The sequence below is a fragment of the Ruegeria sp. SCP11 genome, assembly GCF_040329455.1.
In the GTDB taxonomy this organism is placed as follows: domain Bacteria; phylum Pseudomonadota; class Alphaproteobacteria; order Rhodobacterales; family Rhodobacteraceae; genus Ruegeria; species Ruegeria atlantica_E.
The window spans coordinates 30,813-49,908 of the sequence record NZ_JBDZYG010000024.1 but is presented as its reverse complement, the minus strand read 5'-3'; the positions used below and the strand labels follow the sequence as shown (position 1 = coordinate 49,908).

At 59.2% G+C, this 19,096-nt stretch carries 20 protein-coding genes and 1 pseudogene; 11 read left to right on the top strand and 10 right to left on the bottom strand.

Going from position 1 to position 19,096, the window contains the following annotated elements:
* Window positions 1–162 (bottom strand): annotated as a pseudogene (locus ABLN94_RS23590) (spermidine/putrescine ABC transporter substrate-binding protein PotF); the annotation flags it as partial.
* Between the two features lie 140 nt (window positions 163–302).
* Between ABLN94_RS23590 and ABLN94_RS23585 the strand changes: the two are divergent.
* The 3 genes from ABLN94_RS23585 (at window position 303) to ABLN94_RS23575 (ending at window position 3,025) form a co-directional block, all read left to right on the top strand.
* Window positions 303–986: a GntR family transcriptional regulator gene (locus ABLN94_RS23585; RefSeq protein WP_352997017.1), complete on the top strand. Its 684-nt coding sequence runs from the start codon at window positions 303–305 to the stop codon at window positions 984–986.
* Window positions 987–1,061: 75 nt separating this feature from the next.
* Window positions 1,062–2,459: an aspartate aminotransferase family protein gene (locus ABLN94_RS23580; protein ID WP_352997015.1), complete on the top strand. Its 1,398-nt coding sequence runs from the start codon at window positions 1,062–1,064 to the stop codon at window positions 2,457–2,459.
* A 119-nt stretch (window positions 2,460–2,578) separates the two neighbouring features.
* Window positions 2,579–3,025, top strand: a complete 447-nt coding sequence (locus ABLN94_RS23575) for a DUF1622 domain-containing protein (protein WP_352997014.1) — start codon at window positions 2,579–2,581, stop codon at window positions 3,023–3,025.
* A gap of 86 nt (window positions 3,026–3,111) precedes the next feature.
* Here the strand turns inward: ABLN94_RS23575 and ABLN94_RS23570 are convergent, their stop codons facing one another.
* Window positions 3,112–4,410: a lytic murein transglycosylase gene (locus ABLN94_RS23570; protein ID WP_352997012.1), complete on the bottom strand. Its 1,299-nt coding sequence runs from the start codon at window positions 4,408–4,410 to the stop codon at window positions 3,112–3,114.
* Between the two features lie 111 nt (window positions 4,411–4,521).
* Between ABLN94_RS23570 and ABLN94_RS23565 the strand changes: the two genes are divergently transcribed.
* Window positions 4,522–4,908 (top strand): DUF1801 domain-containing protein, encoded by a 387-nt coding sequence (locus ABLN94_RS23565; protein ID WP_352997010.1) that lies wholly within the window; start codon window positions 4,522–4,524, stop codon window positions 4,906–4,908.
* Here the strand turns inward: ABLN94_RS23565 and rnr are convergent.
* From rnr to dapE, 3 genes are read right to left on the bottom strand one after another with little or no spacing between them, the layout of a single operon-like run.
* Complete coding sequence (gene rnr, locus ABLN94_RS23560) at window positions 4,899–7,157, bottom strand: ribonuclease R (protein WP_352997008.1); 2,259 nt, start codon at window positions 7,155–7,157, stop codon at window positions 4,899–4,901. The two genes, ABLN94_RS23565 and rnr, sit on opposite strands and share 10 nt — an antisense overlap.
* Before the next feature lie 47 nt (window positions 7,158–7,204).
* A complete protein-coding gene (locus ABLN94_RS23555) occupies window positions 7,205–7,780 on the bottom strand; it encodes a TIGR04282 family arsenosugar biosynthesis glycosyltransferase (protein WP_352997006.1) in 576 nt (191 codons plus the stop codon).
* A gap of 3 nt (window positions 7,781–7,783) precedes the next feature.
* On the bottom strand, window positions 7,784–8,923 hold the full coding sequence (dapE, locus tag ABLN94_RS23550; protein WP_352997004.1) for a succinyl-diaminopimelate desuccinylase: 1,140 nt from the start codon (window positions 8,921–8,923) through the stop codon (window positions 7,784–7,786).
* A gap of 208 nt (window positions 8,924–9,131) precedes the next feature.
* Here dapE and ABLN94_RS23545 point away from each other — a divergent pair, with 208 nt between their 5' ends.
* Window positions 9,132–10,190, top strand: coding sequence for a transporter substrate-binding domain-containing protein (locus ABLN94_RS23545; protein ID WP_352997002.1), 1,059 nt, complete (start codon window positions 9,132–9,134; stop codon window positions 10,188–10,190).
* Here ABLN94_RS23545 and ABLN94_RS23540 read toward each other — a convergent pair.
* On the bottom strand, window positions 10,187–10,531 hold the full coding sequence (locus tag ABLN94_RS23540; RefSeq protein ID WP_058272663.1) for a hypothetical protein: 345 nt from the start codon (window positions 10,529–10,531) through the stop codon (window positions 10,187–10,189). The genes ABLN94_RS23545 and ABLN94_RS23540 overlap by 4 nt on opposite strands.
* 106 nt (window positions 10,532–10,637) lie before the next feature.
* Here ABLN94_RS23540 and ABLN94_RS23535 point away from each other — a divergent pair, with 106 nt between their 5' ends.
* Window positions 10,638–10,973, top strand: a complete 336-nt coding sequence (locus ABLN94_RS23535; protein WP_352997000.1) for a cupin domain-containing protein — start codon at window positions 10,638–10,640, stop codon at window positions 10,971–10,973.
* A 59-nt stretch (window positions 10,974–11,032) separates the two neighbouring features.
* On the opposite strand, the gene dapD is transcribed toward ABLN94_RS23535, so the two are convergent.
* On the bottom strand, window positions 11,033–11,860 hold the full coding sequence (dapD, locus tag ABLN94_RS23530; RefSeq protein WP_352996998.1) for a 2,3,4,5-tetrahydropyridine-2,6-dicarboxylate N-succinyltransferase: 828 nt from the start codon (window positions 11,858–11,860) through the stop codon (window positions 11,033–11,035).
* Between the two features lie 107 nt (window positions 11,861–11,967).
* Window positions 11,968–12,885 carry a threonine/serine dehydratase gene (locus tag ABLN94_RS23525; RefSeq protein ID WP_352996996.1) on the bottom strand — a complete coding sequence of 306 codons (918 nt, stop codon included), beginning with the start codon at window positions 12,883–12,885 and terminating at the stop codon, window positions 11,968–11,970.
* A gap of 79 nt (window positions 12,886–12,964) precedes the next feature.
* On the opposite strand from ABLN94_RS23525, the gene ABLN94_RS23520 reads away from it, so the two are divergent.
* Together ABLN94_RS23520 and ABLN94_RS23515 are read left to right on the top strand one after the other, a co-directional pair.
* On the top strand, window positions 12,965–13,807 hold the full coding sequence (locus tag ABLN94_RS23520; RefSeq protein ID WP_352996994.1) for a TIGR00730 family Rossman fold protein: 843 nt from the start codon (window positions 12,965–12,967) through the stop codon (window positions 13,805–13,807).
* A 3-nt stretch (window positions 13,808–13,810) separates the two neighbouring features.
* Window positions 13,811–14,908, top strand: coding sequence for a cystathionine gamma-lyase (locus tag ABLN94_RS23515; protein ID WP_352996992.1), 1,098 nt, complete (start codon window positions 13,811–13,813; stop codon window positions 14,906–14,908).
* Here ABLN94_RS23515 and ABLN94_RS23510 read toward each other — a convergent pair whose 3' ends face one another.
* On the bottom strand, window positions 14,909–15,292 hold the full coding sequence (locus tag ABLN94_RS23510; RefSeq protein WP_352996990.1) for a hypothetical protein: 384 nt from the start codon (window positions 15,290–15,292) through the stop codon (window positions 14,909–14,911).
* A gap of 148 nt (window positions 15,293–15,440) precedes the next feature.
* Between ABLN94_RS23510 and ABLN94_RS23505 the strand changes: the two genes are divergently transcribed.
* The 3 genes from ABLN94_RS23505 (at window position 15,441) to ABLN94_RS23495 (ending at window position 18,415) form a co-directional block, all read left to right on the top strand.
* Complete coding sequence (locus ABLN94_RS23505; protein WP_352996988.1) at window positions 15,441–16,358, top strand: J domain-containing protein; 918 nt, start codon at window positions 15,441–15,443, stop codon at window positions 16,356–16,358.
* Window positions 16,355–16,693 (top strand): hypothetical protein, encoded by a 339-nt coding sequence (locus ABLN94_RS23500; RefSeq protein ID WP_352996986.1) that lies wholly within the window; start codon window positions 16,355–16,357, stop codon window positions 16,691–16,693. The genes ABLN94_RS23505 and ABLN94_RS23500 overlap by 4 nt, the downstream gene beginning before the upstream one ends.
* Window positions 16,694–16,756: 63 nt before the next feature.
* Window positions 16,757–18,415, top strand: coding sequence for a U32 family peptidase (locus ABLN94_RS23495; RefSeq protein ID WP_352996984.1), 1,659 nt, complete (start codon window positions 16,757–16,759; stop codon window positions 18,413–18,415).
* A 6-nt stretch (window positions 18,416–18,421) separates the two neighbouring features.
* Here ABLN94_RS23495 and ABLN94_RS23490 read toward each other — a convergent pair whose 3' ends face one another.
* Entirely contained in the window at window positions 18,422–19,048 is a 627-nt protein-coding gene (locus ABLN94_RS23490) for a cytochrome P460 family protein (RefSeq protein WP_352996982.1), read from the bottom strand.
* Window positions 19,049–19,096: the final 48 nt, after the last annotated feature.

The following is a 19,096-nucleotide window of genomic DNA, read 5'->3' as shown; positions in this document are numbered from 1 at the left end:
GAACACGTCGTAGATCAGCGTCAGACCGGTTTCTTCCTCGAATTTCTTCAACAGGCCTTCGTCAATATAGTCGGACCAGTTGTACACACGCACCTCTTCGGCAAAGGCGGCCGAAGTTCCCAGTGCAATGATCGCTGTCATGGTCAGCGTTTTGATTTTCATTTTCTTCTCCCTGTAAGTTCACGGGTATTTTCCCGTTTTTTTGGATTTGATCAAGTTTTGCGTTTTCCCTCGATCCCGCGTATGGTTTCATGAGGTCAGAAACCTGACAAGCCATCATCACTGGGAATAGGGCAAACCACTTGGATTTGATCAAAAATAAGGCATCCAGCACTACGGCAGAGGTCGAAAAACGGCCTGCGCATGAACAGGTGTACCAAACCCTAAAGGCGCAGATCATGTTCGGGGACTTGGTGCCCGGACAACCTGTTACGATCCAGGGTTTAACTGATTCGCTCGGAGTCGGAATGACCCCCGTACGCGAGGCGATCCGCCGCCTTATCTCGGACGGCGCGCTGGTGTTCCAGGGCAACCGCAGGGTCAGTGTCCCCGTCCTGTCCGCAGATGATGTTGAACAGATGATCTTCGCTAGGTTATCAATAGAATCAGAGCTTTCGAAACGTGCAACAGCCAAATTGAGCAGCTCTGATATTGACCATCTGGAACGTTTAGATCAACGGTTGGACCGCACCATCATAGATGGAGATGTCAGTGGTTATCTGCAGCTAAACCATACGTTTCACGAGACGCTGTATTCCTATGCAGACGCGCCGATTCTACGCGATCTGGCCGAACGACTCTGGCTCAGATTTGGGCCATCGCTTCGGGTCGTGTGTGGTCGATTCGGCACTCAAAGCTTACCTGACCGACACAAGGACATCATCGCCGCCCTGCGTGCAGGCGACGCCGACGCGGCGGCTAATGCAACCGCGCAGGACATCGAACAGGGCATGGAACTCATGGCGGATGCCTTGACCGACGCCTAGATTCGGTCGATTCGATTGACAGGAAAAAATTGATCATATTGTGAACGCCAAAACGCTCTTGCAGGAGAATTCCGGATGACAACCATCACCAACCACATGCCCACCGCCGAATTGCAGGCGCTGGATGCCGCCCACCATATACACCCGTTCTCGGCCAATGGTTCGCTTGGCAAAGAAGGCGCACGCGTCATCACCCGCGCCAAGGGTGTCTACCTGACAGACAGTGAGGGCGAAGAGATTCTGGACGCCATGGCCGGTCTGTGGTGCGTGAATATCGGCTATGGCCGCGAAGAGCTGGCCGATGTCGCCGCACGCCAGACGCGCGAGCTGCCCTATTATAACACCTTCTTCAAGACGACCCACGTCCCGGCCATTGCACTGGCTGCTAAAATCGCCGAACTGGCGCCGGGTGATCTGAACCATGTCTTTTTCGCCGCCGGCGGTTCCGAAGCCAATGACACCAATATCAGGCTGGTGCGCACCTACTGGGCCGAGAAGGGCCAGCCTGACAAGAACATCATTATCAGCCGTCACAACGCCTATCACGGCTCGTCTGTGGGATCCGCTTCTCTGGGCGGTATGGCGGGGATGCATGCGCAGGGCGGCATTCCAATCCCGAACATCCACCATATCAACCAACCGAACTGGTGGGCCGAGGGCGGTGATATGACACCCGAAGAGTTTGGCCTAGAGCGCGCGCGCGAGCTGGAGGAAGCCATTCTTGAACTGGGCGAAGACCGCGTCGCGGCCTTCATCGCCGAACCCGTGCAGGGTGCGGGCGGTGTGATCGTCGCACCGGACAGCTACTGGCCCGAGGTTCAACGCATCTGCGACAAATACGATATCCTGCTGATCGCGGATGAAGTGATCTGTGGTTTCGGTCGCACCGGGAACTGGTTCGGCTCTCAGACCGTCGGGATCAAGCCGCATATCATGACCATCGCCAAGGGCCTCAGTTCCGGCTATGCGCCTATCGGCGGGTCCATCGTCAATGACGAGATCGCCGAGGTCATCGGCGGCACCGAGTTTAACCACGGCTACACCTATTCCGGCCACCCGGTCGCCGCCGCCGTGGCGCTTGAAAACCTACGTATTCTCGAAGAGGAAAAGATTGTCGAGCATGTCCGCGACGTGGCCGCGCCTTATCTGAAAGAAAAATGGGAAGCGCTGGCCGATCATCCGCTAGTCGGTGAGGCCAAGATCGTCGGCATGATGGCCTCGATCGCGCTGACGCCAGACAAAGCCAGCCGGGCCAAGTTCGCCTCGGACCCCGGCACTGTGGGTTATATCTGCCGCGACCGCTGCTTTGCCAACAACCTGATCATGCGCCATGTGGGCGACCGGATGATCATCTCTCCGCCGCTGATCCTGACCCCGGCGGATATCGACGAGATGTTCGTGCGGATTTACAAGTCGCTGGACGAGGCACAGGCCGAGATCATCGCGCAGGGGCTGATGAAGGCCGCGTCCTAAGCGCGCCCATAAACCCGAGGGGCGGCGACCTAACGCCGCCCTTCGCGTCTTTGGCAATTGACCGACAGGCCCCGCCTGAGCCAGTATGCGCGCAAAACGAACTTCATCGTAAGAACCACATGTTAAGCCTGTTCGAACCCGACGACGGATCGGTACACGCCATTGCCCCCGGCCTTGACGCAATTCTGAAATGGATTGCCATTTCCATCGAATTGATGGCGATCTTTATTCTGGTGATCGGAACGATCCGCTTCTTCTCGGGATTTGTGCGCGCCGAGCTGAATGGTCAGCTTGATGTTCGCGGGGCTCATCTGGACACACGACGCGTTGAGTATGGCCGCTATATCCTGTCGGGGCTTGAGGTTTTCATTGTTGCCGACATCATCCATTCGGCCCTGAGCCTTGCGCTCAACGACCTGATCTTTCTTGCTATTCTTGTCGCCATCCGCATCGCGGTCAGTTATTTCACCCGGATAGAAGTCTGGCACGTACAGCAAACCAAAGACGATCTTGAAGATGATGGCAAAACCGTCAGGCGCTCGAACAAGAATATATCACCCACGTAACCGCTCACAGATATCAGGAACTGTGCCAGCAACATTACAATCTGTTTATCGCAAGCGAGACCAACGTAATTTTGCCATCCAGGCAATCACCGCAACCTCTGCAATAGTTTCAAACTTGCGTAACCATCCGGCAGTAACCCCTGCGCCAGCTGATACGCCCGCACTGCGTTCGTCGTGTTTGGCCCGGTGCGCCCATCGATGCCCTGCGTATCAAATCCCGCTTCAGTAAGACGAGTTTGCAGTTCCTTTTTCTCGGTGAAACTCAGAACCCGGTCACCGCGCGGCCAGTTGGCCTGAAACGGAGCACGTCCGGCCAAACGGTCGGACAGGTGACCGATGCCGATGACATAAGCATCAGCCCCGTTGTACTTCTCGATAACGCCGAAATTGTCGAAGATCATCAACGCGACACCCTGCCCTCCGGCGGGCAACAGGATGGCCGCTGGCCCGTGATCCGGGACCGGCTTACCGTCGCTGTCAACGACCCCGCGTGCGGCCCAGTCCGAAGGCAACAGCGTGTACTCCCGCTTGGCGGCGGAATAGTCGAACCCATCGGGCAGTCGCACTTCGACGCCCCAAGGTTGGCCCTTGGTCCAGCCGTGCCGCGCCAGATAGGAGGCGGCTGAGGCCAGCGCATCCGTTGGATCCTCGGACCAGATATCGCGCCGCCCGTCACCGTCAAAATCCACTGCATGATCCAGGTATGAGGTCGGCATGAACTGCGTATGCCCCATCGCCCCGGCCCAACTGCCGACCATATTGCGGGGACTGACATCTCCGGCCTGTATAATCTGCAGCGCCGCTATCAACTGGTCTTCAAAGAATTTTGCCCGTCGCGCATCAAAGGCCAGCGTCGCCAAAGAACGGATAGTGTGATCACTGCCCCGGAAAGACCCGAACGAGGTCTCAAGCCCCCAGATCGCGGTCACAACTTCTTTTTCCACGCCATATTGCGCCTCGATCCGGGTCAGGGTTGCGCGGTGACGTTCCAGCCCCGCACGGCCATTGGATATCCGTGTGTCCGAGACGGCAGAATCCAGATACTCCCAGATAGGTTTCGAGAACTCCGCCTGGTTGCGATCCCGTTCGATAACCTTCTTATTGTAGGTCAGGCCCGTGAGCGCCCGGTCCAGTGTTGCGTTGGAAATACCCTGTTGGATCGCACGTTCGCGGAAAGCCCCAAGCCATGCCTGAAACCGCGCGTTTCCTTCGGTCGACACCCGATACTCCTTGGCTGAAGGCCTCAAGACCGGTCGGAGGGACACCGCCATATCGGCCGAGGCCAGTTGAAAGGTCTGAGACCTGTCTGTTGTATTTAGGGATTCCGCCTGCACAATGGATGCCCATAATGCAGCGGCAATGACGCCACTTGTGCACTTACGCATTCCGAAATTCCTGATTACTGCTCGCACTCAAGATAACGCAAAATGCGAGGTTCACAAAGCGCTCAAATTTCCAGGCCTGACCTGCCCGGACAAACGGGATAAGCTGTTGAGATGACGCCCTTTGACAATCCCAAAGTCGCCGCCGCATATGACGCACTGCCAAACGATACCCGTTCTGGTGCGCTGGCCTTGCGTGATCTGATCTTTGAGACAGCCGCGTCCCTGCCCGGTGCGCAGCCCTTAGAAGAATCGCTGCGATGGGGACAACCAGCTTATCTGGCTCCCAAGGGGTCGACGATCCGACTGGGCACTCATAAGTCTGCTCGTTTTGCTCTGTTCGTGCATTGCCAAAGCCGGTTGATGGCTGATTTCACTTCAGCCTTTCCCGGTGAAGATCGGCTAGATGGCAACCGAGCCATACTATTCGACGACACCTCGCAAATCGACCCAGCGCGCCACGGTTGGCTTATAGCCCGAGCCCTGACCTATCACCTCTGACGGCGTTTGCGTTCGACCTTGCGCTTGATCTTGTCCTTCTTGCGCTTGGTGCTGACCGCCTTGCGTCGGGTCGACCGCTTCGCCGGTCCGCGCCCGCGTGGGAGGGCCTGATCGTCAATGGATAACAACTCCAGCTCCAGACCGCCGGTCACAGGAGTCGCCTCGGTCAAACGCACGGTGACGCGTTGGCCGATGGCGATGATCAGCCCGGTGTCTGATCCCATCAGCGTGCCGGCCTCTCGGTCGAAATGGAAGAACTCACGCCCTAAAGAACGCACAGGCACCAGACCATCCGCGCCAGTTTCGTCCATCTTCACGAAGGCCCCGAACCTTGCGATGCCGCTGATCCGACCGGAGAACTCATTGCCCACACGCTCGCTGAGATAGGCGGCCAGATATCGATCTGTCGTGTCGCGCTCCGCCATCATCGAGCGGCGCTCTGTGTCTGAGATATGGGTGGCGGTTTCGTCGAGCTTCGCGATTTCATCCTCGGTCAGACCGTCCTTGCCCCAGCCATGCGCCGAGATCAGCGCACGGTGCACGATCAAGTCGGCATAGCGGCGGATGGGCGAGGTGAAATGTGCGTAATTCCGCAGCGCCAGCCCGAAATGGCCGAAATTCTCGGGGTTATAATAGGCCTGCGCCATCGACCGTAGGGTCGTCAGGTTAATCAACTCCGCGTCCTCAGTTCCGGCGGCAGCATTCAACAGCGCGTTCAGGTGGCGGGTTTGCAGCACCTGCCCTTTGGCGAGGTTCAAGCCAGCGGCTTGCGCGGTTTCCCGCAAGCTTTCCAGTTTCTCGGGCGCGGGTTCTTCATGCACACGGAACAGCAGCGGGCGGCGTTTGGCGATCAGAGTCTCGGCGGCGGCCACGTTGGCGAGAATCATGAACTCCTCGATCAGCTTGTGCGCATCCAGACGTTCGCGGAAGGCCACGCTTTCGACCTCACCCTTTTCGCTTAGGACGATCTTGCGCTCGGGCAGGTCCAGCTCCAACGGCTGCCGCACCGCACGCGTCTTTTTCAGCGCAGCATAAGCGGCGTAAAGTGGTTTCAGCACCGGCTCCAGCAAAGGCCCCGTGCGGTCGTTGGGGGTGCCGTCGATGGCCTCTTGCACCTCGGCGTAATGCAGCGAGGCAGCAGAGCGCATCAGCCCACGCACAAAGCGATGGCCGATCTTGTTCCCGTCCCCGTCAATCTGCATCCGCACGGCGATACAGGCACGTGGGACGCCTTCGTGCAACGAACACAGGTCTCCCGAGAGGCGATCCGGCAACATCGGTACAACGCGGTCTGGGAAATAGCTGGAATTGCCTCGCTTGCGTGCTTCACGGTCCAGCGCGGTGCCGGGCTGCACATAGGCGGCAACGTCGGCAATGGCGACCCAGATCACATGGCCACCGGGATTTTTTGGGTCGTCATCAGCATGCGCATAACAGGCGTCGTCATGGTCGCGCGCATCCGATGGGTCTATGGTCAACAGCGGCATATCCCGCAGGTCTTCACGCCCTTTCAGGCCAGCGGGTTTAGCCTTGTCGGCCTCGGCAATCACATTGTCGGGGAAATCGTCCGGGATGCCGTGCTGATGGATTGCGATAAGAGATACAGCTTTTGGCGCGGATGGGTCGCCCAAGCGTTCCACAATCCGCGCACGGGGCAGACCCATGCGGTTCTTGGGCCCCGCCTGTTCGGCCTCGACCAATTCACCGTCTTTTGCACCCAACACCGCGCCATCGGCCACCAACCATTCGGTGGAACCGGTCTTGTCAATGGGCACGATCCGCCCGCCCTCAGCTCCTTTGCGGAAGATGCCAACGATCCTGCGCGGGTTGGTCCCGATGCGACGGATCAGGCGGGCCTCGTAATTGTGGTCTTCCTCATGCACCACGGTCAGGCGGGCCAGAATGCGGTCACCCTCGCCCAGCGCGGGATCACTTGCACGAGCGATGATCAGCACGATGGGCTCGACCCCTTCGCCATGCCATTCTAGGGGGCGCGCGAACAGGTCGCCATCCGCATTGGGCGCCTTCACCTGCAACACGCTCACCGGAGGCAGACGGTCGGGGTCGCGATAGCTGCGCTTGCGCTTTTCCAGATGGCCTTCAGCTTCAAGCTCTTTGAGGATGCGTTTCAGATCAATCCGGTCCGCGCCCTTGATGCCAAAGGCCTTGGCGATATCACGTTTCGAGGTCAGGGTGGGGTTCGCCGAGATCCAATCAAGGACCTCCTGCTTGGTGGGGATGCGAGTCATAATTCCGGCCTAGCACGGGGATGCGACCGCGTCATGACTAAAAAGGATCAGGGGTTCAGATCGGCCACCGTGTCGACATCGCGCAACTGGCCCAGCAATCCAACTCGAGTATCCGAAACCGAGGCCAGTGTATCCGCCAGCGCATGTTCGGTCGACCAGCGAACATCGCGGAACAAGCTCGGTGACAAGGCACCGAAGCGCTGAGCACCAACCAGCCAATATCCCCCATCCGGTGCGGGGCCGAAAACCATCTGCGCTGAACCCAGCGCCTTGAACGCCCGTGTGATATGTCCACGCGATATACCCGGTATATCCGCGCCGATCAGGCAGACGGGACCCTTCGGCATGCCTTTCAACATCCGCGCCATACGGTCGCCCAAATTTCCGCGCCCTTGCGCCGCGCGCGGCAGGTCGGCTGGCCAGATACTGCTGGTCAGCCCTTCCCGGTCCGGGGATACGGCCAACACAATCTGCCAGCGTGGATCACGCAGCCTCCGGATTAGCGACCGGGTCTGATGTCGAAACCACCACGCGGCGCCGACCATGCCGATATCCCGCCCCAGCCGTGTTTTCACCCGGCCCGGGCGGGGCTCTTTCACCATAATGACCAAAGTGCGCTGCATGGATCAGGCGAAATAATCCCGCAGTATTCGAGCATAAATCGCCTTGAGTTGGTCGATCTGCGCCACCTCAACACATTCATCCACCTGATGCATGGTGCGGCCGACCAGACCAAACTCCACCACCGGGCAATGGTTTTTGACAAACCGGGCATCCGATGTGCCGCCCGTTGTGGACATCTCGGGCTGGACACCGGTTACCGCCTCGACCGCATGCGCCACCAGATCGGACAGGGTGCCGGGCGGGGTCAGGAAACTTTCGCCCGAGATTTTGATCTTTACATCAACTTCGACGTCGTACGCCTCAGCCACTGATGCGGCCTCGGTTTGCAACCACTCGCTGAGACTTGCGCCGGAATGCAGATCGTTGAACCGGATATTCACCGCCCCGTTGCATTGCGCCGGGATCACGTTGGTCGCCGTATTGCCGGTGTCAATATTCACAACCGCCAGTGTCGAGGCGTCGAAATGGTCCGTGCCCTGATCCAACTCTTGACTGGCCAACTGATGCATCAGTCGCGCCATGGCGGGCAGCGGGTTCTTGGCCCGATGCGGATAGGCCGAGTGCCCCTGCACACCCGTCACCGTGAACCACGCGGTCATCGAGCCGCGCCGCCCAATCTTCATCATCTCACCCATTGTGTTGGGACAGGTCGGCTCGCCCACCAGACAGACCGACATCTTCTCATCCGCCTCGGCCATGTAGTCCAGAAGCGCGGTGGTGCCGTCCACGGCGTCGCCTTCTTCATCGCCTGTAATCGTCAGAATGACCGCCCCGTCCGGAGGAGTGTCGCGGACAAAATCCACAGCCGCCGCTGCAAAGGCTGCTACTCCGGATTTCATATCGGTTGTTCCACGCCCAAACATCACGCCGTCGCGGATTTCGGCGCCAAAGGGCGGCATGGTCCAGGCGGCCTCGTCCCCGACCGGCACTACGTCGGTGTGGCCGTTGAACCCAAAGCTGCGCGCGTGGCCTTTCCGGCCCCAACGCGCGAACAGGTTGCTGACACCGCCACGGTCGACACGCGTGCAGTCAAACCCCGCCCCCGACAGCAGTTTTTCCAGCAACACCAGCGCACCACCTTCCTCGGGTGTGACCGATGGGCAACGGATCAGGTCCGCCGTCAATTCTACCGGATCTGTCATGGCTGGGCCTCTCTGGTTCTTTTACTCGCTGGTTCGCGCACAGATTCAACGAATTGGGCCGATTGCCAACCCCTGCCACCCCGAATCTGCGGGCTTTTTTCCCATTGTATCGACCTGACATCCCAATAAATCACGGGTCTTTACCCCGCGACCACCTTGCCGTGCCGTTCAAATTTGCGTTAGAGCCGCGCGAAACAGGTAATTGACGATGATACGCGCGCTATTCGCATTGATCTGCCTGACGTTCACGGTTCTTGCACAGCAAAGCCAGGCGCAGACACTGACTGTCACCACGGTGACCCGCCCTCCGTTTTCCTATGTCGAAGACGGTGCACAAACCGGATTTTCCGTGGACCTGCTGTCAGCTCTGGCCCAATCGCTGAACTGGGACTACTCGGTCGACCGGGTCGAAGGGTTCAGCGATATGCTGGGCGCGGTGCAGGACGGATCCGCTGATCTTGCCATCGCCAATATCTCGATCACCGCCGCGCGTGAGACGCAAATGGATTTCAGCCAGCCGATCTTTGAGGCTGGATTGCAAATCATGGTCCCGTCCGAGGCCGCACGTCGACCTTCGCTGTTGCAGGCACTTTTGTCGCGCGAGCTGTTCATCGCAATTGGCTTGGCCTTTGCCATCCTGCTGGGCGGTGGCATGCTGATGTGGGGGTTCGAGCGCCGTTCACAGCCCTATTTCGACCGAAAGCTGAACGAGGCGTGGTTCCCATCCTTCTGGTGGGCGCTGAACCTGGTGGTGAATGGCGGGTTCGAGGAGCGCATGCCGCGCACCCCGTTTGGCCGCCTTCTAGGCGTGGTGCTGGTCGTGTCGTCCCTGTTCATCGTATCGGTGTTTACAGCCCGCATCACCTCGGTGATGACGGTGGACGCGATCAGCGGCAGTGTGAACTCGGTCAACGATTTGTACGGCAAGCAAGTGGGCACGATCTCAGATTCGACCGCCGCGAACTTCCTCAACCGGCGCGAGATTGAATATACCGGTTATTCCGGGCTGGATGAGATGCTGACCGCGTTCGAAGACAAGGATCTGGATGCCGTGGTCTTTGACGCGCCGATCCTGTCCTACTATGCCTCGCACGAAGGGCGCCGGATTGCCACAGTGACCGGGGGTATTTTCCTGCGCGAGAATTACGGCATAGCCTTCCCGACCGGGTCGCCGCTGGTCGAGGACGTCAATCAAGCGCTGCTGTCGCTGCGCGAAGACGGTACTTATGACGAGATTTACCGCAAGTGGTTCGGGATGCGGAACTAGGCCGGTTCCTCATCACCAAAAAACGGCGTCATCTGTGCGACGATAACCGCGTTTTCGTCCAATGCCCGCTGCATCAGCGCCCGCTCATCCGGGTCGATGTCATGGCCCTGAGCCTCGCGCTCGGCCAACGTGCCGTAACCAGTCACGTCCAAGGGTGCGGTATCGGCCTGCTTCAGAATGGCCACGGTTTCGCGCACGGCTTCGGCCTCGTCCACACCGCTGGCGAAACACATCAGCGCTGCCCCGGTCGCGCCCTCGGGCAACCCATCACCTTCCTTGCGGCCGATCTGCACAAGCAGGGTATAGACTTGCTGACGAGAAGGTTTCTTTTGCTTTTCCATGCAGGGGGCCATATCCGTGTGCCCGCCCCCGGTCAAGCGGTCGGGAATTGCAGGACGATGTCTTCGCCGCCATAGTGCTGGAACACAGACCACAAAGGACGTTTCCATGACCTATCCTGATTTCATCACCGATTTTCCAAGTCTCGACGTGCCGTTCCCCGAGGACGTGGTGCAAAGCGCGGTGATACGGTCGGATGCCGGTCTGGTCGCATTCTTTACCTTTCTCAAGGATTTCGAACTGCCCGCGCATTCGCACAAGGCGCAATGGGGCACCGTGATCGAAGGCGAAGTTGAATTGACCATCGGCGAAGAAACCAAAACCTACCGTCCTGGCGACAGTTATTCGATTCCGTCCGGCGTTGAACATGGCGGCACAATCAGGGCCGGTACGCGGGTCATTGATGTGTTCGAAGAACCCGACCGTTATCCGGTCAAAGGCTAGTCGGACAACAAAAAGGGCTGCAGCAGCGCTACAGCCCTATTTCAATTCTGTAGCCGGGATTAATCGCGCAGCAGTTCATTTATCCCTGTTTTCGAGCGAGTTTTTTCGTCAACCCGCTTCACGATGACGGCGCAATACAGGCTTACGTTGTTCTTCGACGGCATCGAACCGGCAACAACAACCGAATAGGGCGGCACTTCGCCATACATGACCTCACCGGTCTCGCGGTCGACGATCTTGGTCGACTTGCCGATGAACACCCCCATACCCAGAACCGAGCCTTCGCGGACGATGCAGCCTTCGACAACCTCGGAACGGGCGCCGATAAAGCAATTGTCTTCGATGATTGTCGGACCGGCCTGCATCGGCTCCAGCACGCCACCGATACCGACACCGCCCGACAGGTGGACGTTCTTGCCGATTTGCGCACAAGACCCAACAGTGGCCCAAGTGTCGACCATAGTGCCTTCGTCGACATATGCGCCCAGATTCACAAAAGACGGCATCAACACCACACCCGGCGCGATATAGGCCGATTTGCGGACCACACAGTTCGGCACGGCGCGAAAACCGGCAGACTGCCACTGGTTCTCACCCCAACCGGCGAACTTGCTGTCCACCTTGTCCCACCAGCCACCTTGCTGCGGGCCACCGGCCTGGATTTCCATGTCCTTGATGCGGAAGCCCAGCAGGACCGCTTTCTTGGCCCACTGGTTCACGTGCCAGTCGCCACTGTCCAGCTTTTCCGCAACACGCAGCGAGCCACTGTCCAGCGCGTTCAGCGTATCTTCGATTGCTTCACGCTGTTCGCCGGTGGTCGCGGGGGTGATGGTATCGCGCGCCTCCCAGGCGGCTTCGATGGCGGCTTCCAGTTGCGCGTTGGACATTTGCGGCTCCCTGCAGAATCTGTTCACGTTGGTGTTGCCTATACGCAAGCGAGGGACTGGCCGCAATGCGACGCTGAACGCGCACTTTGCGGCTGATTGCTGCGGTTTTAGCTGTTCAACGGATCGGGAGAGATGTTTCCGCCGCAGATCAGCACCGCCACGCGCTCTTTTGGTGCGGGTTGATAGGCTCCCGAAATCAGAGCGGCCAGAGCAGTCGCACCCGCCGGCTCCACCAGAATCCGATGCACCCGCCACAAAAGCTGCTGCGCTTCTGAAATGGCCTCATCGCTCACAAGCACCGAGGGCATCCCCTGCGCCATCCCGAAACAGATTGACCCGATCCGCCGCGCGCCCAGCGCGTTGGCCGCGATACCCGAGACGCTAACATCCACCGGCTCACCCGCTTGCAAGGCTGCATTCAGCGCGCAGGAGGTTTCGGGCTCGACCGCCACAACTTTGCGCGCGCCACCCAACCACGCCAACGCCCCTGCGATCAGCCCGCCGCCGCCCACGGCAACCAGAACCGTGTCTGCCTGAAGCCCCTGCGCCTCCCACTCAGCAAAGCAGGTCCCCTGTCCAGCCACGGTGGCGGGTGCGTCATAAGCATGGATCTGCATCGCGCCGGTCGCCTCTTCATGCGCCTGCGCGCCCGTCAACGCGTTGGCGTATTCGCCGGACACCACGCTCAGATCGGCCCCGGTCTGTTGGATCAGAGCGATCTTGGACGGCCCCGCAATTTCCGGCACGAAGATTTTCGCCGGATAGCCCAAGGACCGCGCCGCATAGGCCGCTGCCGCGCCATGATTGCCACCCGACGCAGCCACGACACCCGCCTTGGGAACATTGAGACTGAGCAGCGTGTTGAACGCCCCACGCGCCTTGAAACTACCGGTGTGCTGCAGATGCTCCAGCTTCATCTCGACCGGATAGCCCAGCCCCAAGGCGGTGCTCTCCATCACTGGCGTCACCTGCGCATACCCGGCAATCCGTTCTGCGGCTGCTGATATTTCATTCTTCCAATTCATTCTTATACTTCCGTGACTGGCGCTCTGCCCGCGAACCCTATAGCTGTTTTAAGGACACGCAAGCAGGGATAGATCACCCATGAGAGAAGACCGCCTCAGCCCTTTCCGCGACGCACAGACCGACCGCTCGACTGCAAGCGAGGTGCCGGACACACCGCAGACGCGCTCACCCGCATATCGCCTTGCCTTTGCCGATGACGATTTCCTGTGCCGGGATGAGCTGCGCCCGGTGCGCCTGCAGCTGGAACTGCTGAAGCCTGAGATGATCATGACCGAGCGAGAGATTACCTCGACCATTGTCATGTTCGGTGGCGCACGCATCCCGGAGCCCTCGCAGAAACACAACGCACGGACGGAAACCCTAGCTGGTCTATCAACGTTTTATGACGAAGCGCGGGAATTCGCCCGGCTGATGACCGAGAAATCCAACAAAACCGGCTGTCGTGAAAACGTGATCGTAACCGGTGGCGGTCCCGGCGTGATGGAAGCGGGAAACCGCGGCGCGCAGGATGCGGGCGGCTGCTCGATCGGGCTTAACATCGTGTTGCCGCATGAACAGGCACCGAATGAATTCGTAACACCGGAGCTCAGCTTCAACTTCCACTATTTCGCCATCCGCAAGATGCACTTCCTGATGCGCGCCCGCGCCATCACCATCTTCCCCGGTGGATTCGGCACGATGGACGAGCTGTTCGAATCCCTCACCCTGATCCAGACCGGCCGGATGGAACGCGTACCGTTCCTGCTGTTCGGGCGCGCTTTCTGGGAAAAGGTCATCAACTGGGAGGCTCTGGCCGACGCGGGCACCATCTCGGATGAGGATTTGGATCTGTTCCGGTTCGTCGACACAGCGCAAGAGGCGGTCGACATTATCGAGAACTGGGAACCCGCTCCGCCCCGCGACGAAATCCCGGGACGCTAAGCCATGGCGCCCAAGACCGGAGAGATGCTGCATTTGCGCGGCAATGCGCTGAACGCAGGTGAGCCGGTGGCCCTGCCGCTGACCCAGAGCAGCATGTACCACCTGCCCGGGGTGACGGAAGGTCTGGCAACCTATGGCCGGGTCGACAATCCGACATGGGTGCATCTGGAGCACGTCCTAGCTCATTTGGAAGACGCGCCCTGCCTGATATTTCCGTCGGGCATGGGAGCGATCTCAGCTGCGTTGTTAGCCACCCTGAAAGCCGGGTCGCGCCTGCTGATCCCGTCGGATGGGTACTACGTCACGCGCGTACTCGCTGACCAATTTCTGTCCGGTCTCGGTGTTTCGGTTACGGAACGCCCGACGACCACCTTCACCGAAGGTGGGTTTGACGGGTTCGATGTGGTCTTTGTTGAAAGCCCTTCGAACCCTGGGTTGGACATGATGGACCTACCTGCCATCGCTGCTTCCGTACGCGCGGCCGGAGGCATCACCATTGCCGACAACACGACCCTGACGCCTCTGGGCCAGCGCCCGCTGGAATTGGGCGTCGATGTTGTGGTGGCTTCGGATACCAAAGCCATGGGCGGCCATTCCGACCTGCTGATGGGTCACGTGGCCAGCCGCAACGCGCAGATTATGGAGCGGGTTGAGGAATGGCGGCGCGTATCGGGCGCGATTCCCGGCCCGCATGAGGCGTGGCTGCTGCATCGCGGCTTGGAAACCCTGGATGTGCGATTTGACCGTATGTGCACCTCGGCCCAGGTGCTGGCCGAGCGACTGGCGGATCATCCGGCGGTGAAACACATCCGCTATCCCGGCCTGCCCGGCGACCCGTCGCACACGCTGGCTAAAGCTCAAACCACACGGTTCGGGTTTCTGCTGTCGATCACGCTGGAGACCGAGGACAAGGCCGAAACCTTCATCAACTCCTGTCCAATGCTGCGCCCAGCAACATCTTTCGGCGGCGTCCACAGCTCTGCCGAACGCCGCGCGCGATGGGGCGACGATGTCGACCCCGCGTTCATCCGCCTGTCGGTGGGATGTGAACCGGTGGATGAGTTATGGCAAGCGATTGAGGCCAGCCTGAAAGCGCTGTGATTACTTCTTTGGCTCGCGCAGTTCAGTGAACACATAGATCGGCAGCACCACGCTGGCGATCAAAGTCCCCAGCCAGACCAACAGCGTTGCCGCCAGCAGGTTGGAAATACCTCCAACGGTCAGCCCGGCAGTGACTAGGTCGGTCACCAAAAGCCCTACAAAGGTCACGATCAATGCGATGCCGCCCTTGATTGCCGGCGCTTTTTTCTCGCCCAATTTCAGGATCAAAGGCTCAGCGACCCACTGAACCAGCGTGAAGACGATCACCACAACAATGAACGAGATCGGCCGGATCGCAAATTCCGGCAGCAATAGCGCCGCTAACAACAATCCGATGGCATTTCCGGCGAGCAGGGCCAGAATGGACTTCAATCTGCGTGTCATTGGGGTCTCCGTCCGCGATCACTTGAAAACATGCATAAGTTAACAGACTCGCGGGAATTTGCGAGCGGTTTCAAAAGCCTCTTCCTTTTGGCCCCTTGAAAACGCATGATAAAACCCATCCTGTTCAGCCCGACCTGCGAGAGGTGAGATGAGCGACGATCCCTATGCCGCCCTTGGTGTCGCCAAAGACGCCAGCGATGCCGAGATCAAAAAGGCCTATCGGCGCATCGCCAAGGAATGCCACCCCGACCTGAAACCCGGCGACGCCGAGGCCGAAGCCAAGTTCAAGGCCGCAGCCGCCGCGTATGACCTGCTGAAAGACCCCGAAAAGCGGGCGCAATATGACAGGGGTGAGATTGATGCCTCGGGTCAGGAACGCCCTCAGCAGCATTATTACCGCGAATACGCCGAGGCCGCAGGGAACCCCTATCGCGGACGGGCGGCGGACCCCGACGATATGTCGGACATCTTTGCCGAGTTCATGCGGGGTCGTGGCGGATATGGCCAGCGCACGCATGAATTCCACGCGCCGGGGCACAATCGCGCCTACAGCCTTCAGATCAGCTTTCTGGACGCGGTGTTCGGGGCCAACCAGAAGTTGACCCTGCCCGATGGCGACCGGATTGAGGTGAAAATCCCCGCTGGTATCACCGACGGCCAGACCATCCGCCTGCGCGGCAAGGGCGATCCGGGCTTTGGCGAAGGCCCTCCGGGCGATGCTCTAGTCACGGTCTCTGTAGCAAAACACCCAGTCTTTGACCGACAGGGCGACGACATTCACATCACCCTGCCGATCACGATTGATGAGGCTATTCTGGGCGGCAAGGTGCCCGCCCCCACCATCGACGGCGGCGTCAATGTCAGCGTTCCGGCGGGCACCAGCAGCGGCAAGACACTCCGCCTGCGAGGCAAGGGCGTCAAGAAACGCGGCTCAACCGAACGGGGGGACCAATTGATCGAGCTAACGGTCGCAATGCCAGATCAGATTGACGATGAACTGAAGCAATTCATGGAGACATGGCGAGAGAACCACCGCTATGATCCGCGCAAAGGAATGCCGTCATGAGCCTGACCGAAGAGCAACTGATCGCAACCGTCACCCGCCTGACTTCGGCCCGGCTGACCGAATATCTGGCAGCCGAAATCGTGATCCCCGAACAAACGGAAGAGGGTCTAGTCTATCACAGCCTCGACGTTGCCCGCCTGGAACTGGCCTGCGAGCTGCATGATCAGTACGAGATGGAGCCGGATGCCCTGTCGATGATGATCTCTCTTATCGACCAGATGCACGGCTTGCGCGCTGAGCTGCGAGAGGTTCTGAACGCAGTCGAGGCGCAGCCCGACCCCGTCCGCAAGCAACTGATCGAGGTCATCGGTACAGCGCGGTTCCGTCGCAGATAACGGGCTTTTGGACTCGGGACGTTTGCCGTAAAAGGCCCCCTTGATCCAAAACCCGGTATGTCCATGACCCAGTCCAGATCCGAATTGCTGATGCCTGCGGGCAATCTGCGTAAGTTGAAACTCGCAATCCTCTATGGGGCGGATGCGGTGTATCTGGGCACGCCTGATATGTCGTTGCGCACGAAATCCGAGTTCTCGCTGGAAGAAGTGATCGAAGGGGTCGAGTTCTGTCATCAACACGGTCGTCGCGCCTATCTGACGCTGAACCTGTTTTCGCACAACAAGGACATCCCGAAGCTGGATGAATACATCGACACCGTGCGCAAGGTGAAGCCCGACGGTCTGATCATCGCCGACCCCGGTGTGTTCCAATATGTGCGTAAGCGCGCGCCCGAACTGCCACTGCATATCTCGACACAGGCCAATATCTGTTCCTGGCTGTCGGTGAAGTTCTGGCAGGATCAGGGGGCCGGACTGGTCGTTCTGGCGCGCGAGGTCTCATACCCTGAACTGGTAGAAATCCGCGAGAAATGCCCTGACATCAAGCTTGAGGCGTTTGTGCACGGCGCCATGTGCATGACCTATTCGGGCCGCTGCCTGCTGTCGAATTTTATGGCCGAGCGTGGCGCGAACCAGGGCAACTGCGCCAATTCCTGCCGTTGGAACTATGGCCTGAAACTGCGCCTCAAGGACGGCACCCGCGAAGAACTGCGCATCACCGAGGAAAACGCCGACCTGTTCGAGTTCCTGCTGGAAGAAGGCTGCCGCCCCGGTGATCTGATGCCCATCGAAGAGGATGATCGCGGCTCGTATATCCTGAACTCGCGTGATCTGTGCATCATGCCGAAACTGGATGAGTACCTGAAGATCGGTGTCGACAGCCTCAAGGTCGAAGGGCGCGGCAAGTCGGAATACTATGCAGCCATCGTTGCCCGCGCCTATCGAATGGCCATCGACGACTATCACGCGGACCCTGAGAACTGGGACCCGAAACCCTATATGCGCGAGCTCGAAACGGTCGGGAACCGTGGCTATACACTGGCCTTCCACGAAGGGCGCCTGACCAACTATTCCCACGACTACGAGCACACGGCCTCGATCGCGCAATGGGAATATGCCGGGATCGTCACCGAAGTGACCGAAGACGCGTTTCTAGTCGAGGTGAAGAATAAACTTGAACCGGGCGACGTGTTGGATTTCGTCTCGCCCATCTCACGCGACACAGTTCTGCTGCGGGTCTATGATTTCGAGCGCGCCAAAGACGGCGCGCGGCTGGACGTGGTGCATGGCAGCACGAAAACCGTCATCCGCCTGCCCTTCACCCTATTCGACCACGAAGACATCGACGACCTGCGTGCCCGTTTCCCGGTCTATTCCGTGCTGCGCAAGGAACGCGCCCTGACCGACGAACACTGGAGCCGCATCCGCTTTGACAAGCTTGTGCAGGGGCTGGAAACCACAGGACGCAACAACCCCAATGCCTATGAGCGCCGCCGCGACGACTTGGTTGAGAAGATTGGCGAAGATGGCAACGAACGCCGGTTCAAGACCAACCGGATCGGCACCGAGGGTTGCTGCGGCAAAGGCTGCAACGGCTGCCTGATCTTCTGGCAGGACGACAAATACGCGCTGGCCCGCGAAGTGTTGTCCAAACGAAAGCAGGGCGAACAACTCAGCCGCCGCGAAGCCACGGCGCTGAAACTGCCCGACGAAGCCGTCTGACCGGGCTCAGTTCCCGACGATGTAATCTTCGGGCACGAAGAACGTATAATCCCGATCCGCGACCGCTTCGTGGCATTCGTGGCAATAGGCGACTGCCGACGCGCGGAATCCTGTTGTGTCGCCAAACAGCGACCCGTCCGGCAGTACCATGATATACCTCCAGTCGGCCGTGTCCGGGCTGGCGCCTTCGCGCAATTTCTCCATCACGAACATGGCTCCGGGATGGATGTTGCCCTCATCCGTAACGGTGACGCTGTCCTTGGCCAGGACTGAACCAACGGGTAGTTTCTCACCCTCTTGCAAGGTGCCATAGTTATGCGCCATGCGGTTGGCATAGCTGTTCACAAAGCGTTGGCCATGAGTGGCCGAGATATAGGGCGCATCATTGAACAACGGCCAACTCTGATAATTCATCAACAGATCCAGCTTCGCAGCATCGTAACCCCGCGCCATGCGGCGCTGCAGGGATTTATAGATACGCAACGCCTCTTCCTTGGACAGATCGGCGGGATTCTCTATGGCAATATGTGCGTTCTCGCCGGTGGATTGCGCCGCCGCATAAGGGGCGGGCAGGCCTGAATACACCAGTGCTGCCAGAGGGATAGAAAACAATCGTGCAAATCGTAATAACATTAGGATGGCCTACCTAAACTATAAGGTTCGCCTGTACGCCACGCATCA